Source organism: Methanoplanus endosymbiosus (assembly GCF_024662215.1).
Classification (GTDB): Archaea; Halobacteriota; Methanomicrobia; order Methanomicrobiales; family Methanomicrobiaceae; genus Methanoplanus; species Methanoplanus endosymbiosus.
The window spans coordinates 856,317-875,241 of record NZ_CP096115.1 but is presented as its reverse complement, the minus strand read 5'-3'; the positions used below and the strand labels follow the sequence as shown (position 1 = coordinate 875,241).

Sequence of the window (18,925 nt, the reverse complement as noted above, 5' to 3'; positions counted from 1 at the left end):
TACAAAAATATATATATATTTCCGGACAGAATGTATTCTGTTCTGATTGTACAGATTGACATTCAGTCATCTCCATCAACCAGAATCCAGGTACCATTCCTGATAGCCTGTTCGGCTGCTAATCTGTGAAGGCCATCCAGATTTTCAAGAACATCCCTTTTTATCCGGAATTTTTCAATCATCTGTTTTGGAATCTCAGCAGGATTACTGCAATGGAAACCTTTATTATTACACCTGTGTAAAACAGTATTCATACTGAACCTTCCTTTAAATTTAAGTGGTCAGTAGATGAATCAGCACCATGAGTTTGGCGACCTGGGTGCTGATTCGCCTTTTCATATTCTTCTTCCAGGGCTTTTCTCAAAATCCCAGATATGGAGATCTTATTTTCTCTTGCAAATTTGTGTAGATGCTCATCCACAGAGACATTTGTGTGCATGAACCGCTTGCCATTCGCATACGTAATTATCATTTTTTCCTCCGATTACCGCCGTCCACTTGAACAGGGTTAAAGCTAATAACTCCTCGATAGTATAAAAAATTACTCGTGGTAATTAACATTTTTATTATCAAATTAGTAAATAAACTGTCTAATAATTCAGCAAAACACCGTTTAATAGACACTTTTGTATCATAAAGCGCACAATGATTGCAATCAGTCATAATTCCCCGCCGCACTCAGCCGCCGAAGTTTATCTTCAAACTCTTTCATGAGCTCCTGATACTCCGGCAACATCTCCGCCTGCTCTTTGGCAATCTTTGCCTCATCAACCGCCTCAACTGTCAGCTCAAGCCCGCATGTTCCACAAAATCTTTGTGTCGGCGGGTTAATCGTCTGGCACCTGCTGCACTGTAACGGTTCAAGCGTTTTCCTTCTGCACCGTCCGGATGAAAGCTTAATACCTGCCAATTTGGCCATTGCGTCATCTGTGTCTGCGTTGGAGAGATGGCCGTATGTTCCCAGCATGTCGGTGCATTGATTGCCCCACATCAACGATTTTATGATACTTTCTGAAACTCCCTGCTGTAACAGGTGGGTAATCCTTGAATGCCTGAATAGATGCAGAGTTATATGTTTCTCAATCCCTGCACGCTCTGCCAGCTTCCGGAGATGTTTAACTGTGCTGCAATAGTGCATTGGCTGGTAGCGATTATTTGTTAAGAATAGAAAACTGTCGGGTGTCATTCCTTCCGGCCATTTATTCAGGAATTTTTCAGTTTTTGAAAGGTGATAATACTCGTCCTTCCAGGCTGCCAAATACGCCCTCGACATTACCAAAGGGATATACCGCGTTTTTCCGGTCTTGTTTTCTCCAGTGATGATTAACTTTACCGACCAGTCATCAAAGGATAGCTGCCCCCAAGTCATATCCGCAAGTTCACCAACCCGGCAACCGCTTTCATAGAGCATTGCAATAAATGCCCGGTCCCGGTTGCATCTACACGCTTCAATGAGTGCCCGGATCTCCTCCGAGGAGAGCATCATTTCATTCGTTTTCGTTGACCGATATGACGGGGTTTTGACATTTGACCGAACTTTCTTCTCAGATATTGCAACAATTTCCTCATCAATCATCCAGAGAACAAAACGCTTTATCGTTCTGATATAATCAATCTGCGAATTGCGTTTATACAGGTCTTCTTCTCCATCCGGTTTTTTTGCAAATTTTAAGTTTTCAATCCCCTGTAACAGGCTGGTCAGTGTGACCTTATTGAACTCCGGCAGAAACTGCCTCCAGTTCACCAGGACGTAAGTGAGCTTATACTTCCTTGCAGGGGTGCATGAAGATGTCTCTTCCAGGACAAATTTTTGTATAAGGTCAGCATCATTTTCAGTTATCCGTTTTTCTTCTAAAGCGGCGGCTATACAGTTTTTTCTGTAATCTGCAAAACTTGAGTTTTTAGAATGAAAACGATGGTTCTTCTTTCCTACCATAGTAAAAAATAGGCTGAAGATATATATAATGGTGGTGTGCAGGATTAACGTATTTTATATAAATAAAAAAAGAAGTCCGGCTAAGGATTTTGATTATTAAATCAGAGTTGTCACTGTCCGGAAAAATCTACCCGGACCACCTCGAAATTACAAACTCCGGCTCTTTCCCCGAAGGTGTCACTCCGGAAAAACTCTCATCCGGCCATATCTCAGTCCTGCGGAATCCGGATATTGCTCACGTTATGTATCTTCGTGGATTTATGAAAACGGTTAGGACGTGGCAGTGTAATGATTAGAGAGTCATGCACAAAATCAGGGCTTCCTATTCCTGAATGGTCAGAAGACGGGCATAATGTTACACTTACTTTCTTTGCCCCCCAAGTCAACCCCCAAGTCACCCCTGAAGTAATGAGAATACTAAATGCCTTAAATGGTGAGATGTCAAGAAATGAACTTCAGGAAATGCTCGGTTTAAAGGATGCCAAATATTTCCGTAAGGCATACATCCTCCCGGCTCTGAATGAGGGGTTAATTGAGATGACAATTCCCGATAAGCCAAAGAGCAGACTACAGAAATACCGGCTTACTGGAAAAGGAAAGGAACTGAAGAACAACATGAAATCGTAATCGGGATTGAGAGGAGACTGTCATAGATAATATTGAAAAGGCAGTTGATGAGTCACTTGTCCGGGCAAAGAGTCTTTTGGCAGAGTATTCTTAAAAAAGCGTTTGAGGGCAGACTTATCCCGCAGGACCCTGATGATGAACCGGCATCCGTTCTTCCGGAGAGGATTTTAGCGGAGAAGAAAGAGAGGGCAGAATTTGCAGAATGGCTGAAACAGGAGAAGAAGGTAAAAAAATAACTAAATGAAGAAGGAAATAAAAGAAGAAAGAATGAACAGATATAATATTCTGTGGTCCTGAATTATTTCAGCAATTTAAGTATTTCTTAGCTGAGAACCACTAACAACCGGAAACTTTGGCAAATGAACCAACCTGGAATTCAGTCAGAGAAACAACAGTAATGTCTTCCCCGTCATTAATATTATCTTCATAATGCAATTCTACAGCCTCGTTAATATTTTGCATAAGTTCATCCAGTGATTTACCCTGTGTAAATATATCAGTCCCAATTCCACGGGCACACCAGAATTCTCCATCACGATATATATTAAATTTTATCAGCATACTTCTTTCTCCTCTATTTTTTATGTTTGATTCACATGAATATAATCTGTCTCTTTGTGGGTATTTTCCTCTTTAATCCTCATCAAATTTATGTAATTATTCTCAAATCCTGTTCTCATCTTAAGATCTATTGTATAGTTCCCTGACCTGTATTACCTGCTCATAAAACGGCAGGTTCCTGTTTATGATGTTCCTCAGCTCACCGGGCGTTACGATAACAGCAGATAACTTTCTCTCTTTGATAAATTCATAGGAATTAAGGACAGATGAGACTTTCTTCTTCTCATCAGTCTCAATTAAAAGGTCAATATCGCTCTCCAAAGAGTCCTCACCACCTGCACAACTTCCAAAAAGAATTATCAGGCTGACTTTGTTCTCCGGATTTTCAAGGGTCTTCAGGATTTGTGGCTTTTCCCATTGGCTGCTTCAAGATAAAGTTCGATAGCCTCATGGATATTTTGGAGGGCTTCTTCCTTTGTATTTCCCTGTGAATGACATCCCTTCAGAGCAGGACAGTGAACAGAATATGTGCCGTCATCTTCTTCAAATACAATTTCAGGTTTCATTTTGGTCAACGTATATTTTAAATGTTTAATATAATTGTTTGGCAATCCCACTTATTTGATCTCAATGGTGCTGTAGATTTCCTTATCTGTATAATCAAGGATATTTAGATCGCTAATGAAAACTATTTGTCAATTTGACTATGATTCAGTTTTATTTTGAATGCTTAATATTTGGTCGTACAGTCTTTTATTTATCCAGAAATTTCCTGTTTCCCTTAATTTATCCATCTCTTCTTTAATAGAAATCGCCTCATCATTTTTTCCTGCTTTAATAAGTAATCCAAGTATTCCTGTAACCCTGAGTTCATATGTTGAGGCAACACGGCGAGCCTCAGTTTCGTCCAGAAGAACTACATCCGGTTTTTCTTCAAGTGCCAAGACTATACTTTCTGCTTCTCCTGCATGAAGTTCCTGCATCAGTGCTTTTAATAAGTGCGTATTTTCAGGTTTTTTTACCTTAATATGTCCAGACTCTGATAAATAGATTAATTCCTCTGATCCTGGCCTGTTCTTTCCCTGAATTACAACTTCGTACCATACTGCGGGAGGTATGATTACTGAATCAAACTGGTATAACAGATTAATCCTGCCTATTGCAGAGAGATTGATTAATGGAGAGGAGTTACTCACTGCTATTGGCATATTCCAAATCCTGCATTAAGTCATCATCAGTATAGTGCCTTGGAATTTTTCTCCTGCCAAGAAGTTCTTCCCATTCCAATCTTTTCATATCTGCGAGTTCACATGCCTTTCCGGATGACAAAATACCTCTCTGATATAAGGCAAGAGCAAGCTCCTGTTTAAGTTCAGCCTGTATATTATCCGGAGGAAGGCGTAATGCCTGGATAATATTCTGGGGGACTGTTATGGTTATATCTGTCATTTCTGCCTCTTTGAATAGATTATGTATTGATAAATTATAAATGACTTATGAATTTATAAATGCTGGTATCAGGATTTATATTTCTCCTGGTAATTTATCCGGAATGGTTATGGAAAATCATATTAACAGTGATAATGTCCCTTGACCATCTGCATTCAGCATTATTTATTTCCGGTTCTTTATCCTCAAAATGGAGTTTTACAGCCGCAATGGCGTTTTGTATAAGTTCATCCAGAAGTTTTCGGCACTCCATAAGAGTTATCAGGATTTTTATATCCAGAATAAGATGATTGTCCATATTTACCCGGTAATTTACCAATTCTCCCCCAAACTACCCTTTTTAGAATTCCGGCAGTAAATCCAACAGAATAAAGCACCCGGAGAATTAAAACTAAATAGCAAATCATGGCATCCGAATCTGCAGCACTTGTGCAAAAACTATGGAATTACTGCAATGTACTAAGAGATGACGGCGTAAGCTATGGGGACTACGTTGAACAGCTCACATATCTTTTATTCCTAAAAATGGCAGACGAATAAAGCCGCCCGCCATTCAACAGACCGTCCACAATTCCGGATGAATACAACTGGGAGAAACTGACATCAAAAGACGGCGATGAACTTGAACTCCAGTACCGCCACACACTCGAAAACCTCGGCAAAGAGTCAGGTCTTCTCGGCATAATATTCAGAAAATCCCAGAACAAAATACAGGACCCGGCAAAACTAAAACGCCTCGTTGACCTCATCGGAAAAGAGACGTGGATTGGACTTGACATGGACGTCAAGGGAGAGATCTACGAAGGACTTTTACAGAAAAATGCGGAGGACACAAAGAGCGGTGCCGGGCAGTACTTCACTCCAAGACCTTTAATACAGGCAATAGTTGAGGTGACAGGGCCAAAGCCCCTCCAGACAATAACCGATCCTGCATGCGGAACAGGCGGATTCTTCCTCGCAGAACGGGACTATCTCGTAAAAAACTACAACCTCGACCGTGACCAGAGCAGATTTTTAAAGGAAGAGACCTTCAGGGGCGTTGAAATCGTAGACAGTGCAGCACGCCTCTGTGCCATGAACCTCTATCTGCACGGGATTGGAAGCGATGAAAGCCCGATAAGCGTAGGCGACTCCCTGCTCTCAGAGCCAAAAGAGCACTTCGACCTTGTCCTCACCAATCCTCCGTTTGGGAAAAAGAGCAGCTACACAATAATCAACGGTGACGGAAAAGCGGAAAAAGAGAAGCAGACATACGAAAGGGATGACTTCTGGGCGACAACATCCAACAAACAGCTAAACTTCCTTCAGCACGTAAAAAGCCTCTTAAAAATAAACGGCAGTGCGGCAGTCGTTGTCCCCGATAATGTCTTGTTTGAAGGCGGTGCCGGAGAGACCATCAGAAGAAAACTACTTGAAGAATGTGATGTCCATACACTGTTAAGGCTCCCCACCGAAATTTTCTATGCACAGGGTGTTAAGGCGAATGTCATCTTCTTTGATAGTAAACCCGGTAGGGGAGAACCATGGACAGATATGCTCTGGATCTATGATTTAAGGACAAATATACACTTTACCCTGAAGGAAAATCCTCTCACAAGAGAGGATTTAAAAGACTTCATTGCCTGTTATAACCCGAAAAACCGGCACGAAAGAAGGGAAACTGAACGTTTCAGGCAGTTTGCCTATGATGATATAATAAAAAGGGACAAAGTCAGCCTTGATATATTCTGGCTCAAAGACGACAGCTTAAAGGACACTGAAAACCTGCCTGAGCCTGATGTCATAGCCAAAGAGATTACTGAGAGCCTTCAGACTGCACTTGTGCAGTTTTCAGATATTTATGAGGATTTAAAAGCGGAATGATATTACCCGGCATCAATTGTTAAAATAGTGCTTAGATCCGTGATCTTTATCCTGAAAATCCGGATTATGAGATATTTCCGGGCAGGGTCATATGAACAAATAAATGCCTGTCATTCCAATGTGGATATATGAATAATGAAGAAGTTGAGATCAATGATTATATCCTGAAACTATCAGATAATGTGGATGAGATTGAAGATTTAGAGGAGGTCTTAAACAATCTATCAACAATGGGCGATATAAACAAATTCAGGCAGTTTTTACTATTTTCAATGCCTTTTGCACTGCCATACAGCCATAATATTTACATATCAAAGGACGGCCTGGTTTATATGGATGTTTTTGAAAAAGATAATCTTGCCCTTGAAAGTCCTTTAAACTTTGAAATCGGCTATATAAAGGATTTTTAAAACCGGATTTATGGGTGATTTTTGTTTTTTTTAAAAAAATGAGGTCATAAAACCGGAAAAATCCGGTTTTCATGGAGGGGTGTGTTTTTAGGAGGTTATGTCCGGGTTTTTATCCGGCTGCTTTTGTTTTCCTGAAATCATACAAGAGCAGCCACACCGTCTGCCCATGTCTCAACCTTTGTCCTGATGGCCTCATCCTGGTATGATGTCAGCCTTGCCTTCTCCTTTGTGAGTGTGAGGTAGTAGATCTCTGAATTCGGGTCATGGCACTTAAGAGTGCATGAGAAGGTGTCCTTCTCAGAGCTGTGGATGCAGTCACCGCCGATGGCTGTTGCAAGGGCGGTATCGGCAAGTACTGCTGTCACAGCGGCGTTGTATGCTGCAACTGTCGGGCACTTTACAGATAGTGTGCCGACTGTCTTTGCGTCGTTGTCCTCAAAGATGAATTTCGCTGTGTAATACTCCTTTGATTTTACAACGCCGTCAGTCTCCTCACCTGACTGGTAATAACTTGTGCACTCAAAGGGGTTGTCTTCGATGAGGCTTGTTATTACAGACTGAAAGACCGAGAGATCTGTGATGCTGTCTGTGAATTCTCTTGTCGATGCCTTTGTGTTGCTTGTCTCGATAAAATCTGTCATTTATCTCTTATCTCCTGACTTTATCGCCTGCAAAAGCACCAAAACCCGAACTCTGAATTTAACCGGGGATCAGGCCGGTTTATAATCAGCTCAGGTTTTAGTGCCGGCAGAGACCTTTGCGGGTCTGTGCCTTATCTGTCCGGACATCTTACAGACAATACATTGTGGTACCTGCATATAGATAAATCTGGCTTTACTTTGGTGTTATTTTCCGGAATGGTGCAGCTTCTGGCGGTTTGTTGTTAGGAAACGGATATATAATTCCGGAAGTGATTGTCTGGTGTGCCGCCTCTGACATGGCACTTTGTGCAGACCTGTGCGGCCCGGAAATTTTGATAATATTCTACGGATATAGTTCTAATCTCATCAGGGGGCGACATTTGCAGAGATTTCCGGGTGTAAAGCTAAGCATATATCACCCCCCGGCCATACAATACTAAACAGACTGCATACATTCGCATGAGTAAATCAATGAGTGCCGGAAGGATTGTGATTAAAATGAGATATAATGAGAGAACTCCGGAGAGGAGAAGTACAGGTGATGACCGGAATTTTAACGAAAGAGCAGTTGAGGTTCTGTATGAGACATCGGGGGATGTGAAGTGGATATGTGAGGCTCTCCGCCGGATGGAGAGGAGGGATGAAGATTTTGAGAAGAGGCTTAGAAAACTTGAGACTTTCCGGTCGGAAACTACCGGCATGGATAAGAAGGAGAGGCAGATCTCAGCCGGAATCGGTGCCGGTGCAGGCAGTCTTGCTGCCATTCTGCTGAGAGTTATTGGCGGTGGATAGTTCTGTTATAAATCCGTTGTGGAGATCCTCAGTTTTACGGTATAATCATTTTCAGACTAATTTACACCAATATTCTTAACCGGATGAAGCTTTAAACTATAAGCAGATAAAAATTATGGCACCCGGAATTATTGAGATGCTTATAGTCGGATTTGCAGTCGGTCTTACCGGTGCACTTGCACCAGGTCCCACTCTTGTTGCAGCCATCAATTCCACCCTTAAATCCGGGTGGAAAGCCGGACCGCTTGTTACACTTGGGCATGCAATAGCTGAAATCTTTATGATTGTTTTTATCCTCACCGGGCTGTACGTATTTCTCGGTGAATACTCACTTTTTGTAGTAATTGTGGGTGGGATTGCCCTTATTGTATTTGGTGCACTCACAACTCTGGACGCGAAAAATGCCTCTGTTGATCTCTCAAAGAGTCCGGATAATGCAGGAAATCCGGTTGTTGCAGGAATTGTAACCTCTGCTTCAAACCCTTACTTCTGGATATGGTGGTTTACAGTCGGAAGTGCACTTCTGCTGACAGCAGTTTCCGGAGGGGTTATTGTATTTCTGGCGTTTATTATCGGGCACTGGGCGGCGGATTTGGGCTGGTTTACCCTTGTATCCACCGGAGTTCACAGGGGCAGGTTCTTACTTAAGCAGAGGGAATACCGGATTTTGCTTACTGCCTGCGGGTTTTTTCTTATAGGTTTTGGAATATATTTCCTGATTTCCGGAATGAACCTGTGATTTCAAAAAAGTTATAGTTCCGGATTATTTTAATGGTTGATTACTTCAATACCCGGAACCCTTGAAAAATCACGGGTATTATTGGTGACAACTCCTGCATTATGATATATTGCTATGGCTGCTATCAGCTCATCGAATTTGCCAATCGGAGTGCCTTTTTTTTCAAGAGCAGCAGAGATCTTACCATATGAATCATAATAATCTCTGTTAAATTCAAGAACTGGAATTAATTTTAAAATATAATCTATCTTTTCTATTGACCTGTGAGGATTATCACTTTTATGTGCACCCTTGTATAGCTCAAAAACATTTGCAAAAGTTGTTGCAAATGTTTCATCACTGTCTGTAACTTCCTTCAGATAAGAGATGGCTCTTTTGTAATTGGAATTATTGTAGCTTCTCATCAGATCAACCAGAAAAGTGGTGTCAAAGATTATCATTCAATGTCCTTTAACATTTTATCGGCTTCTTCATCTGTCAGAAATATTTCTGATTCTCTTAATATTTCATCAATCTCTTCAGCAGTCCTGTTTTTAGGGAGAACTCTCAGTATCACATTTGAAAGGCTTTCTTCTTCTGTCTTCTTCCATTTATTTAATCTCTCAAAAGCTTCTTCTGAAAGGTTTACTGTTACTGTAGCCATAATGACAGTATATGCACATTAGCATAAAAATGTTTTGTGATTATGAATAACAGAGATCTATTACATTCTCAGGCAGCCTGAAAAATGCAAAAAATCCGGTCACTGCCGGAATTGTAACCTCAGTCTCAAACCCTTACTTCTGGATATGGTGGTTTACAGTCGGAAGTTCACTGCTTATCAGTGCCCTTTCCGGCGGATGAGCTGTGCTTGTGGCGTTTATTGCCGGGCACTGGGCATCAGACTTAGGATGGTTTACCCTTGTATCCACCGGAGTTCACAGGGGCCGGTTCTTACTTAAGCAGAGGGAATACCGGGTTCTGCTTACCGCCTGCGGGGTTTTTCTGATAGGTTTTGGGTTGTATTTCCTCATCTCCGGGATGAACCTGTGATATGGTGAATATTTAAGCCTGAAATCAACATGGACGCTGTTTTTAAGCTGGAATCTTTCAGTCATTTTATTGTTCCCTTATGGAGTTTAAAAATTTAGCGTAAATCCCCTTGGTCTTTAGCCAAGGGGATGTAAGCGACATCATCTTTGTTCTCATATATATATTTCGTAATTGTAGTTTTACCAAAAAATATATGGGGGGTTGAAATCAAACCAAATATATATGTTGAGAGCCTACAAATACCGAATCTATCCTAACAAAGAACAGGAGAAAATGTTCTTTCAGCATTTCGGTGCCTGTAGGTTTATCTACAATTGGGGTCTGGAAAATAAGATCCGAACTTATGAAACAGATGGAAAATCAATATCGAGATTTGCATTACAAAAAATGCTACCTGATTTGAAATCAGAGCATGATTGGATGAAAGATGTTAATTCGCAATCAATACAGAGTGCATTGTTAAATCTTGAGAATGCATTTACTCGTTTCTTCCGGGAAAAGAAAGGATTTCCAAAATTCAAATCCCGAAAAAATCCAGTGCAGTCATTTTCAGTTCCACAACATTATATTGTGAATTTTGATACTCATAAAATTAAATTACCTAAAATTGGATGGGTTAAAACAAAATTACACAGGAAATATGAAGGAGTTGAAAAAACTGCAACAGTGTCAGTCACCTCAACGGGCAAATTTTTCATTAGTATTCTGATAGATGATGGACAGGAGCAACCTCCTGCACAATGTTTTGATGTAAATACAACTATGGGTGTTGATGTAGGTATCAAAGATTTTGCAATACTTTCCAATGGGGAAAAGATTGACAATCCCCGATATTTGAAGCAGTCACTTCTCCGACTGAAAGTGTTGCAAAAACGATTGAGTAGAAAACAAAAAGGTTCTAACAACAGAAATAAAGCAAAAAATGCAGTAGCAAAAATTCATGAAAAAATTCACAATCAAAGAAGCGATTTCCAGCACAAACTCTCTTTTAGATTAGTATGCGAGAACCAAGCAATTGCACTGGAAACTTTGAATGTTGAAGGGATGTTAAAAAATCATAAACTGGCACAACATATTGCTGATGCATCATGGAGTTCATTTGTTACTCAATTGGAATATAAAGCACAAAAACAAGGTAAAACTATCTTACGGATTGGACAATTTGAACCATCTACAAAAATCTGTAGTGAATGTGGATATTACAACAGGGATTTGACTTTATCTGATAGAGACTGGATTTGTCCGGATTGTGGGATACATCATGACCGGGATATCAATGCCGCGATAAATATCAGGAAATTTGCTTTAGATAGACAGAATCTAATTGGAATATAATATCTTTGCACCCTTGGAACGAGGGGAAGGGCCTGTGGACTTACGAACAATGGTTTGGGGTATGAAGCAGGAAGCCTCTGGGTCTTTAGCCCAGAGGTAGTTCACCCGGATTCATATGTGTGGTTATTATGTTGACAGGTTAAACCATCGGAATTCGCCATCTCCGGCCCTTCTTTGAAGCAGGCGTAATTCTGTTGTTTTTTATGGATATATATCCGGCACGCTTAAGTTCAGCAGCAAATTTTTCCAGAAGTTCTGAACTTATGCTTACCTTTGATTTACACCCTTCTTCTTCAGTCTGAGTATCCCAGAATTCTTCAAATGCTTCTTTAAGATCCTCATTTCTGACAGTTCCCTTATTTTCTGTCATTTTTAGCAGTATAGTGACAATATTTCTTTTGGTGGCATAATCATTCAGATATTCTCTGATGTCATCAGGTTCTGTTCCCAGTTCTGAAAGGACATCTTCAAGCTGCTGAGGATATACATTAATATATGCCGGCATTGAGAATGACACTTCATACTGCATTTCCGGAAGGAAACCCGGCACAATCTCAATTCCGGTAAATTCGGGGATTGGCATGTCTGCAATTACATTAACACCGGTTTTTGTTATCATATCGCCAATTTTTTTATCTGTTGCAAGAATATAGCCCTCTTCGGTCTCTTCTACATAGCCTTCATCTGCGAGGATAGCATGGATTACAGAGAGCTGATATCTCTCAAATATTTTCTTGTTAAATATATCTGAGGAATACTGAGGGATTTCAAAAGGTATCTCAGTCTGATGTAAATCGTGATACCTGATTAATGTAGCAATTGTTGAGGCTTTCAGGTCATCATGAGTATATAGCAGGCCACTGGTCCTGCTGTTGTCAATGATCATAGAAATTATATCAATATAATTCTGATTATTTTCTTTTATCAGCTGATACATCTCCCTTTTATCCTCGTCCTGCCCGGACATATATTCACACCATTTATTTATGGTGTCAAAGGTGCCTTTTGCAAGAACCTCTATTGAGGAACTGAAAATCTCATTTATTTTTGGTCTGCATCCTTCCTGTTTCAGCCATTCTGCAAATTCTGCGGCCTGTTCTCTGGTTCTAAGGACAATCCGCTCTTCAAGTATCATAATTATTATTTGGGCGGGACAGCCATAATATAATTCTCCCGGGCAGTCTTACCTGCATCACCACAGCCACATGTGCAATGTAAAATATCAGACATTCCTTAGTTGCCGCCTATAAGCTCTGTTATTTCCTTAACGTCTGCAACCCTTCCGGAGACCTTCAGTTTACCGTCAGTCGCCGGCGCAGGGTATGAGCACAATATCCATGATTATAAATCCCCTGTCAGTATTTTCAGTATAATCCACCCGGCATATGTACATTCACAATGCATTTAAATCCGGGAAAAATAATTAAATAATTCTGATTCTAAATATTTTTCAATGACCATTCCTGAGAAAGAATCAGGATGCGAATTCTGCGGTAAAGATGCAATAGGAATTCAGATCCTTGGCTGCTGCAGGCAGGTTGTCTGTGAGGAGCATGCAGAAAAATACTGAAAGATATGAAACCCGGCGGGAAAAAAGAGTGGGGGGCCTGTTATTATGTCCGGTACTGACCGGAGTTCTCCAGAGCCTTTAATGCAGCTTTCCGGATGATTTCAGCCGGAACAGCTTCATACAGTTCTCCCCCGTAATCAACAGCCCTGCACTCGACATCATCGTCTCCTGTGATGCAGGCACAGGAAGCACAGGGAGTTTTTGTCACTGTCATATCCTCAATGAGATCTTCAAGCGGTACGCCGTTGAAGAGTATGATGTTGGACTCATCTATCCTTTCGTCTGGAAGTACAGTCTCTGTAATCTCTGTTTTTATTCCCATTTCATAGAACAGAGGTTCAATCTCAGCCAGAACTTTTGTAAGTGTGTTTCCGGTAGCAGAGCAGCGCTTACAGGTTGAATCTATATCCTCTCCGACATGCCTCCATTCAACAGTTAAAACTCCGGTTTTATTTTCATCCCCGGAATTACACCCGCATCCACCGCCGCATGTACATCCTGCATCCCCGGAAATTTCCTCTTCAGGAATTTCATCGTCTTCCAGGCAGAGGGACTTTCCTTCCCATGCGGCAGATACGACAGTCTCAAGATCATCTTCAATAATATCCATATCGGCAGTCTTCTTTATGCCGAGTTTTGTTATTATGATATACTGATCCACATCCACTCCGGCATTCTCTGCAATCTGTCCGGCACAGGCGACCGGACAGCCGTCTATTACTACAATCTCATCCGCATCTTTGGCCTTTTTCATAACGGAAGGTGTCTTGACTGCAAGTGAGGCCGTACATGCCTTGCTGCCAAAACCCTCCTTTGTAAGGGTGACAGCCGCAGCATTGGAGAGTTCACCGACATTTGAGGCCCCGGAACAGGAGAAGATTATTCTCTTCTTCCCGGCCGGTGCATCACCGCAGGTACAGCTGCACTGTAAAATATCAGACATTCCTTAGTTGCCGCCTATAAGCTCTGTTATTTCCTTAACGTCTGCAACCCTTCCGGAGACCTTCAGTTCACCGTCTATCATCAGTGCAGGTGTGAGCATGACATCCCTCTCCATAATTGCCGTTATATCCTCAACCTTTACAATCTCTGCTGATACACCTGACTCTGCGACAGCTTTTTCGACATTCTTCATAAGTCTCTTGCATTTTAAGCATCCGGTTCCAAGTACTTCAATCTTCATAATTTAATCATTCCTTATTCTGATCATTTCAGTTTTTGTTCTCTTCTTTATCAGATAATATTTCCGTAGATAAATCCCGCAACTGCCGAAAAGACGATTACAAGTCCGGCATATACAATGGTCTTCTTTGGCCCCATAACCTTTGAAATCACAAGGAGTGAGGGCAGGCTGACACTCGGCCCTGAGAGCAGGAGTGCGAGTGCAGGCCCTCCGGCCATAACTCCTGATGTATAGCCGAATGTCGTTCCTATAACCGGAACTTCAAGCAGGGTCGGCATATACAGAATCGTTCCCACAATTGATGCAAGGAAGGTCGAACCAAGCGAGTTTGTACCGAAGAACGGCTGGAATGTCTCGGCGGGCAGGAAGAACGAGAGCATACCAAGGGCGAATGTTCCGATAATCAGTATCGGAAAGATCTTCTTTGTAAGATCCCAAGTCTCAAGCCCCCACTCAGTGACCTCATCCCGCTCAAAGTAGTATATCAGCAGAAATGCAGTTCCGAGTGTAAGGACGTATATCACCGGAAATTTGATGAGCCAGTCTGCCTGTGCAGTTCCGGCAATCAAAATTCCGACAAGGAAGACAAAGAATACAGGAATTACCCACCGGGGTTTTTCAGCATCACCGGATGCAGGAACAGACGGCATGGCGGCTGTCTTCTTCTTTGTATCGGCATCATGCGATTTGAAGAGAAATGCCATTATAAGCCCGATTATTATCGCCATAACGACTGCAAAGGCCGCCCTTGCAATTCCAAGGTCAAATCCTAATACTTTGGCAGTATAGACAATTGCCAGGATGTTAATCGCGGGGCCGGCATAGAGAAATGTCGTTGCAGGCCCGATTCCGCTTCCACGCTTGAAAAGTCCGGCAAACATCGGCAGTATGGTGCATGAGCATACCGCAAGGACAGTTCCTGATATGGATGCAAGCCCGTATGCAGTGCTTTTTTTTGCATCCGGACTGAAATATTTCAGTATTGCCTCTTTTTTAACCAGAGCAGCTATTGCTCCGGCTATGAAAAAAGCCGGAATAAGACAGGTTACCACATGCTCGGCAAGATATCCTGCAAGTGTATCCCAGCCCGTCATCAGTGAGCCGATAAGTAGATCAATCATAATTTTCCCCTTGGCCGTGTATCTTAATTTCAGTAAATCATATGTCTTTATCCATCCCATAGCGTTGAAGCTGCATTAACTTTCCTGATCCGGATATTTCAATATGATTTGAAATAGTTATTGTGTTCCGGACAATATATAATTTACTATTTCAACATAATTTGAAATGACTGTGTGGTAATATGAACATAGATCGGCACTCATATATATGCAGGTATTTCATAATCTGTTGAAATGTGGATGGCTGAGAGATGACAGAAGAAAACCTGAATGAAGAGGGTTGTCCTGAACTTCCCGTGGGTGTAGAGAAGTCACTCTGTGACTGTGGGGGAATTGAAGGATTAAAAGAGTGTCTGCCTGCTGAAACAGATATTGAGGCCATCTGTAACATTCATCGTGTACTTGCCGATCAGAACCGGATGAAGATACTTGCAATGCTTAATGTTCAGCCGCTCTGTGTCTGTGTTATAAAGGTGATAATGGATATTGCTGATTCAAAGCTCTCTTATCATCTGTCTGTTCTGAAGAAAGCCGGATTTGTTACAGGGGAGCAGCAGGGTAACTGGATTGTGTATAATCTCACTGAAAAGGGGAGAGAGTGGTTTTTATCCGGAAATCTGTAAAATTCCTATAATCTGATATCTTATCCTTACTTTTTTTACTGTTTCAGAGACTGAACTGTAATAATATTTATATCCTTTAAGATGCCATCAATATTTCAATAAAATTTGAAATGCCATTCGGTCATTTTATATGAGGATTGGTTTGAAGATGAGAATTATTGTTAAAACCGGAATTATAATCACTTTACTCTCTGTTTTTTTCATTGCGGGGTGTACTGATAATAGAGATGGCAGCATGCCGGGTTCTGCTGATACAGCAAATTCCGGTGCTGAAAAAATTGAGCTGTATCATTTCTATACTGACAGCCAGTGTTACTCATGTGTAGTTCTTGGTGAACTTGCAAATGATACTGTACAGAAGTATTACAAACCTGAGCTTGATTCCGGAAGGCTCGTATTTGCCCACATCAATATTGATGATGAGGAGAATTCAGAGATCTCTGAGAGATACGGAGCTGCCGGTTCTTCGCTCTGGATTGGTGTCTATAACAGTGAGGGTGAGTTTTATAAGGAAGATCTCGTTGGTGCCTGGTACAGGCTCAGCGATCCTGAATCATATTCAGAATACCTGAGGGGTATTCTTGATCCTCTGCTGGGTGGCAGTAGTTGACAGGGTTTATGGAGGCAATGGGAATGAGCAGCATTCCCGTTATTGCCGCATTTTTCATAGGGCTTATGACGGCCTTCAGCCCCTGTCCGCTTGCAACCAATATAGCGGCAGTTGCTTATATCTCAGGGAAGGGTGAGAATTTCCGGAGGACTTTGTCAGCCGGAATTCTTTATGCCGGTGGCCGGGCTTTTGGATATATCCTCGTTGCAGCACTGGTTGTCTGGTTTGGAGTTGGTGTTGTACCTGTCTCAGCGTTTTTACGCAGTTATGGTGAGATGCTCCTTGGGCCGTTTCTTCTGATTATCGGGGTTGTAATTTTAAAGGAGTTCACTTTTGATATTCCCGGTATCTCGGGTAAGGATTATTCCGGCAGGCTGAAAGTCTGGCTCTTTGAGCGTGGTATTTCTGGCAGTTTCGGGCTTGGGTTTATTTTTGCTCTGAGTTTCTGCCCGTTTAGTGCAGCACTCTTCTTTGGGATGTTAATTCCGGTTGCCATTAAGAATTCGGATGCCCTCTTTGTTCCTGCCTCTTTTGCCCTTGGTACTGCGATTCCGGTAATCCTGGTTTCTGTGCTGCTTGCAGGCGGAATTTCGGGTGCTGCGAAGTTTATGGGCAGGGTGAATGAGGCTGATAAGTATATCCGGACTGCTGCCGGTTATATTTTCATTGCCGGAGGAGTTTATTATATTGTGTTGTGGATTAAAGGGATGTTATTATGATCTCTCTGTATTTCATGATGATTATTCTGTGAGATGTTGTGATAGTTATGACGAAGAAGAAGGTTCTGTTTGTATGTACTCATAACAGTGCAAGGTCACAGATGGCTGAAGGGTATCTGAATTTTTCTTATGGAGATAGATATGAGGCGTTTTCAGCCGGAACTGAGGTTACTTCCGTAAATCCTTATGCCATCAGGGCTATGAATGAGATTGGCGTTGACATATCTTCTCATCGTTCTAAGAGAATTGATGAGTTTTTTGGAGTCCGGATGGATTGTATTGTAACTGTCTGTGATTGTGCCAGGGAGACATGCCCTATGTTTCTCTGGGCAAAGAAGAGGATTCACGGGGATTTTTCTGATCCAACGTCCGCTTCCGGCAGTGACGGGGAGATTATGGATATTTTCCGGAATGTAAGGGATGAGATTATTGAATTTATTGATGTGGAGTTTGGAGATGAAAGGGATTTCTGATGAGTGATGCGGCCCGGAATGATCTGATTTTTTATTATTCTGATGTGACCGGCAGATGAGGTTTTTGATAATATGGCTGATAAGATTCTTGTGACCTGTTCGGGTATTTCAATTACAGGTAAGCTTACTGAGCAGGCTGCAAAGGCCTTTATGCAGAGAAACCCCGGAGTTTTTGAGGGGCATATCTCTGCTTCCGGTCTGAGTGACGGAGGTGTTGGTCTATTTCCGGATGGCGTGAGTGTTGTTGTTTTTGACGGATGTTCTGACTGCTGTTCATGTAAGAGATTAAAGCCGCTTGGGGTTGAGCCTGCCCTTCATATAACTGCCACAGACTTTGGTATTGAGAAGAGGGGTATGGATGAGCCTACATTTTGGGAGATTGATATTCTCTCTTCTGAGCTTAGGAAGGCTGTCAGGAGGCTTTGAATTCTCTTATTTTTGATCTGAAGGTCATAGTGTGGTAAATTCTTTTGGCTGCACATTTAATAATGTGTAAGTTCAGATTATAATATGTAAGTTCAGATGATCTGATACAGATACTCTGAGGAGAGGGGATTATATGAGGGAGATATGGTACGGGAAGATTACGTTATTGATTTTATTTTTGATTCTGACCGGAATTTTTGTTCAGGGTGCTTCAGCCTCTGTCAGTCTGACAGCCTTTGACAGATGCAGTTTTAATTCAGTCTCCGGGACATATGCAGAGAGGCAGGTTAAGGAGATTGACTTTCTGCTATCACCGAACGGAGATCCGGCAGCGATAATGTTTGCAGGGCCTGCCGCTGATTTTAGCGGACTGCAATATCCGGAAAGCCGGAAATTCCTGAAGCATAATTATCCTGCAAATCCGGCAGATTCCGGAAGTATGCAGTATTTCATTGAAGAACACTCTGAAAGAAACAGCCCTTATTCCTATACAGTAAATGCAGGTGAGATCTGTGATCGTTCACTGCCGGAGATTGAGGAAGAAGGCCTTATGTATCCGGATGGTCCGGTTATTTCATTTGGATACGATCTTAAGCTGAGGGTTGTGGCCGGCATTGACTACAGGTATAAGGAATCCGGCAGCGGGGATGATATTGGAATATTCAGGGTTTATGAGATTATCAATAAAAATGCAGGTGAACTGGACCCGTTATATGAATTTCCGCCGGTGATATTTTCCAGAGCACATATGCCATACCTGGACTGACGAAAAAAGTTACTGCTTTTCCGGGTTATTTCGTAATTGTTCTGCGAAA

At 41.8% G+C, this 18,925-nt stretch carries 34 protein-coding genes; 16 read left to right on the top strand and 18 right to left on the bottom strand.

From position 1 onward, the window contains the following. Window positions 1–62: 62 nt before the first annotated feature. From L6E24_RS03665 to L6E24_RS03655, 3 genes are all read right to left on the bottom strand, one after another. Window positions 63–254 (bottom strand): hypothetical protein, encoded by a 192-nt coding sequence (locus tag L6E24_RS03665; RefSeq protein WP_257743368.1) that lies wholly within the window; start codon window positions 252–254, stop codon window positions 63–65. Continuing rightward, entirely contained in the window at window positions 251–439 is a 189-nt protein-coding gene (locus L6E24_RS03660) for a type II toxin-antitoxin system CcdA family antitoxin (protein WP_257743367.1), read from the bottom strand. The genes L6E24_RS03665 and L6E24_RS03660 overlap by 4 nt, the downstream gene beginning before the upstream one ends. A 216-nt stretch (window positions 440–655) precedes the next feature. Beyond that, window positions 656–1,936 carry a site-specific integrase gene (locus L6E24_RS03655; RefSeq protein ID WP_257743366.1) on the bottom strand — a complete coding sequence of 427 codons (1,281 nt, stop codon included), beginning with the start codon at window positions 1,934–1,936 and terminating at the stop codon, window positions 656–658. Window positions 1,937–2,025: 89 nt separating this feature from the next. Here L6E24_RS03655 and L6E24_RS03650 point away from each other — a divergent pair, with 89 nt between their 5' ends. Genes L6E24_RS03650 through L6E24_RS03640 form a run of 3 tightly spaced genes read left to right on the top strand, consistent with a single transcriptional unit; the run spans window position 2,026 to window position 2,799 of the window. Then, the gene (locus tag L6E24_RS03650) at window positions 2,026–2,232 is read left to right on the top strand and encodes an ATP-binding protein (RefSeq protein WP_257743365.1); all 207 of its coding nucleotides are present in this window, start codon (window positions 2,026–2,028) and stop codon (window positions 2,230–2,232) included. Beyond that, window positions 2,225–2,563, top strand: a complete 339-nt coding sequence (locus tag L6E24_RS03645; protein ID WP_257743364.1) for a Fic family protein — start codon at window positions 2,225–2,227, stop codon at window positions 2,561–2,563. Before L6E24_RS03650 ends, L6E24_RS03645 begins: the two co-directional genes overlap by 8 nt. Before the next feature lie 56 nt (window positions 2,564–2,619). Then, window positions 2,620–2,799 carry a hypothetical protein gene (locus tag L6E24_RS03640; protein ID WP_257743363.1) on the top strand — a complete coding sequence of 60 codons (180 nt, stop codon included), beginning with the start codon at window positions 2,620–2,622 and terminating at the stop codon, window positions 2,797–2,799. Between the two features lie 100 nt (window positions 2,800–2,899). Here the strand turns inward: L6E24_RS03640 and L6E24_RS03635 are convergent, their stop codons facing one another. The 6 genes from L6E24_RS03635 to L6E24_RS03610 form a co-directional block, all read right to left on the bottom strand. Further along, window positions 2,900–3,124 carry a type II toxin-antitoxin system HicB family antitoxin gene (locus L6E24_RS03635; RefSeq protein ID WP_257743362.1) on the bottom strand — a complete coding sequence of 75 codons (225 nt, stop codon included), beginning with the start codon at window positions 3,122–3,124 and terminating at the stop codon, window positions 2,900–2,902. A gap of 120 nt (window positions 3,125–3,244) precedes the next feature. Next, window positions 3,245–3,481 (bottom strand): nucleotidyltransferase domain-containing protein, encoded by a 237-nt coding sequence (locus L6E24_RS03630; RefSeq protein WP_257743974.1) that lies wholly within the window; start codon window positions 3,479–3,481, stop codon window positions 3,245–3,247. A 38-nt stretch (window positions 3,482–3,519) separates the two neighbouring features. After that, window positions 3,520–3,690, bottom strand: a complete 171-nt coding sequence (locus L6E24_RS03625) for a type II toxin-antitoxin system HicB family antitoxin (RefSeq protein ID WP_257743361.1) — start codon at window positions 3,688–3,690, stop codon at window positions 3,520–3,522. Window positions 3,691–3,828: 138 nt separating this feature from the next. Continuing rightward, complete coding sequence (locus tag L6E24_RS03620) at window positions 3,829–4,332, bottom strand: PIN domain-containing protein (RefSeq protein ID WP_257743360.1); 504 nt, start codon at window positions 4,330–4,332, stop codon at window positions 3,829–3,831. Further along, complete coding sequence (locus L6E24_RS03615; RefSeq protein ID WP_257743359.1) at window positions 4,313–4,573, bottom strand: UPF0175 family protein; 261 nt, start codon at window positions 4,571–4,573, stop codon at window positions 4,313–4,315. Before L6E24_RS03615 ends, L6E24_RS03620 begins: the two co-directional genes overlap by 20 nt. 94 nt (window positions 4,574–4,667) lie before the next feature. Continuing rightward, window positions 4,668–4,871, bottom strand: coding sequence for a hypothetical protein (locus L6E24_RS03610; protein WP_257743358.1), 204 nt, complete (start codon window positions 4,869–4,871; stop codon window positions 4,668–4,670). A 107-nt stretch (window positions 4,872–4,978) separates the two neighbouring features. Here L6E24_RS03610 and L6E24_RS03605 point away from each other — a divergent pair, with 107 nt between their 5' ends. From L6E24_RS03605 to L6E24_RS03595, 3 genes are all read left to right on the top strand, one after another. Continuing rightward, window positions 4,979–5,113, top strand: coding sequence for a type I restriction-modification system subunit M N-terminal domain-containing protein (locus L6E24_RS03605; RefSeq protein WP_257743357.1), 135 nt, complete (start codon window positions 4,979–4,981; stop codon window positions 5,111–5,113). Between the two features lie 237 nt (window positions 5,114–5,350). Continuing rightward, entirely contained in the window at window positions 5,351–6,436 is a 1,086-nt protein-coding gene (locus L6E24_RS03600) for an HsdM family class I SAM-dependent methyltransferase (RefSeq protein ID WP_257743356.1), read from the top strand. 128 nt (window positions 6,437–6,564) lie between these two features. Beyond that, window positions 6,565–6,846, top strand: a complete 282-nt coding sequence (locus L6E24_RS03595; protein WP_257743355.1) for a hypothetical protein — start codon at window positions 6,565–6,567, stop codon at window positions 6,844–6,846. Between the two features lie 137 nt (window positions 6,847–6,983). Here L6E24_RS03595 and L6E24_RS03590 read toward each other — a convergent pair whose 3' ends face one another. Further along, window positions 6,984–7,487 carry a hypothetical protein gene (locus L6E24_RS03590; RefSeq protein ID WP_257743354.1) on the bottom strand — a complete coding sequence of 168 codons (504 nt, stop codon included), beginning with the start codon at window positions 7,485–7,487 and terminating at the stop codon, window positions 6,984–6,986. A 459-nt stretch (window positions 7,488–7,946) separates the two neighbouring features. Here L6E24_RS03590 and L6E24_RS03585 point away from each other — a divergent pair, with 459 nt between their 5' ends. Continuing rightward, a complete protein-coding gene (locus L6E24_RS03585) occupies window positions 7,947–8,279 on the top strand; it encodes a hypothetical protein (protein ID WP_257743353.1) in 333 nt (110 codons plus the stop codon). 115 nt (window positions 8,280–8,394) lie between these two features. Continuing rightward, window positions 8,395–9,018, top strand: coding sequence for a LysE family transporter (locus L6E24_RS03580; RefSeq protein WP_257743352.1), 624 nt, complete (start codon window positions 8,395–8,397; stop codon window positions 9,016–9,018). Between the two features lie 29 nt (window positions 9,019–9,047). Here the strand turns inward: L6E24_RS03580 and L6E24_RS03575 are convergent, their stop codons facing one another. From L6E24_RS03575 to L6E24_RS03565, 3 genes are all read right to left on the bottom strand, one after another. Further along, the gene (locus L6E24_RS03575; RefSeq protein ID WP_257743351.1) at window positions 9,048–9,458 is read right to left on the bottom strand and encodes a type II toxin-antitoxin system VapC family toxin; all 411 of its coding nucleotides are present in this window, start codon (window positions 9,456–9,458) and stop codon (window positions 9,048–9,050) included. Further along, the gene (locus L6E24_RS03570; RefSeq protein WP_257743350.1) at window positions 9,455–9,661 is read right to left on the bottom strand and encodes an antitoxin VapB family protein; all 207 of its coding nucleotides are present in this window, start codon (window positions 9,659–9,661) and stop codon (window positions 9,455–9,457) included. The genes L6E24_RS03575 and L6E24_RS03570 overlap by 4 nt, the downstream gene beginning before the upstream one ends. A gap of 133 nt (window positions 9,662–9,794) precedes the next feature. Then, window positions 9,795–9,929, bottom strand: coding sequence for a hypothetical protein (locus tag L6E24_RS03565; protein WP_257743349.1), 135 nt, complete (start codon window positions 9,927–9,929; stop codon window positions 9,795–9,797). On the opposite strand from L6E24_RS03565, the gene L6E24_RS14755 reads away from it, so the two are divergent. Beyond that, complete coding sequence (locus L6E24_RS14755; protein WP_373021182.1) at window positions 9,865–10,050, top strand: LysE family transporter; 186 nt, start codon at window positions 9,865–9,867, stop codon at window positions 10,048–10,050. The two genes, L6E24_RS03565 and L6E24_RS14755, sit on opposite strands and share 65 nt — an antisense overlap. A 273-nt stretch (window positions 10,051–10,323) precedes the next feature. Continuing rightward, the gene (locus L6E24_RS03555) at window positions 10,324–11,385 is read left to right on the top strand and encodes an RNA-guided endonuclease TnpB family protein (protein ID WP_257742101.1); all 1,062 of its coding nucleotides are present in this window, start codon (window positions 10,324–10,326) and stop codon (window positions 11,383–11,385) included. Between the two features lie 139 nt (window positions 11,386–11,524). Here L6E24_RS03555 and L6E24_RS03550 read toward each other — a convergent pair whose 3' ends face one another. From L6E24_RS03550 to L6E24_RS03530, 5 genes are all read right to left on the bottom strand, one after another. Then, complete coding sequence (locus tag L6E24_RS03550) at window positions 11,525–12,520, bottom strand: hypothetical protein (RefSeq protein ID WP_257743347.1); 996 nt, start codon at window positions 12,518–12,520, stop codon at window positions 11,525–11,527. A gap of 98 nt (window positions 12,521–12,618) precedes the next feature. After that, window positions 12,619–12,717 carry a thioredoxin domain-containing protein gene (locus tag L6E24_RS03545; RefSeq protein WP_257743346.1) on the bottom strand — a complete coding sequence of 33 codons (99 nt, stop codon included), beginning with the start codon at window positions 12,715–12,717 and terminating at the stop codon, window positions 12,619–12,621. Window positions 12,718–12,998: 281 nt separating this feature from the next. Further along, the gene (locus L6E24_RS03540) at window positions 12,999–13,898 is read right to left on the bottom strand and encodes a putative zinc-binding protein (protein ID WP_257743345.1); all 900 of its coding nucleotides are present in this window, start codon (window positions 13,896–13,898) and stop codon (window positions 12,999–13,001) included. A gap of 3 nt (window positions 13,899–13,901) precedes the next feature. Continuing rightward, window positions 13,902–14,138 (bottom strand): thioredoxin family protein, encoded by a 237-nt coding sequence (locus L6E24_RS03535; protein ID WP_257743344.1) that lies wholly within the window; start codon window positions 14,136–14,138, stop codon window positions 13,902–13,904. 50 nt (window positions 14,139–14,188) lie between these two features. Further along, a complete protein-coding gene (locus L6E24_RS03530) occupies window positions 14,189–15,259 on the bottom strand; it encodes a permease (RefSeq protein ID WP_257743343.1) in 1,071 nt (356 codons plus the stop codon). 251 nt (window positions 15,260–15,510) lie between these two features. On the opposite strand from L6E24_RS03530, the gene L6E24_RS03525 reads away from it, so the two are divergent. The 6 genes from L6E24_RS03525 (at window position 15,511) to L6E24_RS03500 (ending at window position 18,876) form a co-directional block, all read left to right on the top strand. Beyond that, window positions 15,511–15,882 carry an ArsR/SmtB family transcription factor gene (locus L6E24_RS03525; RefSeq protein WP_257743342.1) on the top strand — a complete coding sequence of 124 codons (372 nt, stop codon included), beginning with the start codon at window positions 15,511–15,513 and terminating at the stop codon, window positions 15,880–15,882. Between the two features lie 148 nt (window positions 15,883–16,030). Further along, window positions 16,031–16,492 carry a nitrophenyl compound nitroreductase subunit ArsF family protein gene (locus tag L6E24_RS03520; RefSeq protein WP_257743341.1) on the top strand — a complete coding sequence of 154 codons (462 nt, stop codon included), beginning with the start codon at window positions 16,031–16,033 and terminating at the stop codon, window positions 16,490–16,492. After that, a complete protein-coding gene (locus L6E24_RS03515) occupies window positions 16,489–17,211 on the top strand; it encodes an aromatic aminobenezylarsenical efflux permease ArsG family transporter (RefSeq protein WP_257743340.1) in 723 nt (240 codons plus the stop codon). The genes L6E24_RS03520 and L6E24_RS03515 overlap by 4 nt, the downstream gene beginning before the upstream one ends. 47 nt (window positions 17,212–17,258) lie before the next feature. Further along, window positions 17,259–17,684 (top strand): arsenate reductase ArsC, encoded by a 426-nt coding sequence (locus tag L6E24_RS03510; protein WP_257743339.1) that lies wholly within the window; start codon window positions 17,259–17,261, stop codon window positions 17,682–17,684. A gap of 72 nt (window positions 17,685–17,756) precedes the next feature. Further along, on the top strand, window positions 17,757–18,110 hold the full coding sequence (locus L6E24_RS03505; protein ID WP_257743338.1) for a putative zinc-binding protein: 354 nt from the start codon (window positions 17,757–17,759) through the stop codon (window positions 18,108–18,110). Between the two features lie 133 nt (window positions 18,111–18,243). After that, the gene (locus L6E24_RS03500) at window positions 18,244–18,876 is read left to right on the top strand and encodes a hypothetical protein (protein WP_257743337.1); all 633 of its coding nucleotides are present in this window, start codon (window positions 18,244–18,246) and stop codon (window positions 18,874–18,876) included. Window positions 18,877–18,925 lie beyond the last annotated feature (49 nt).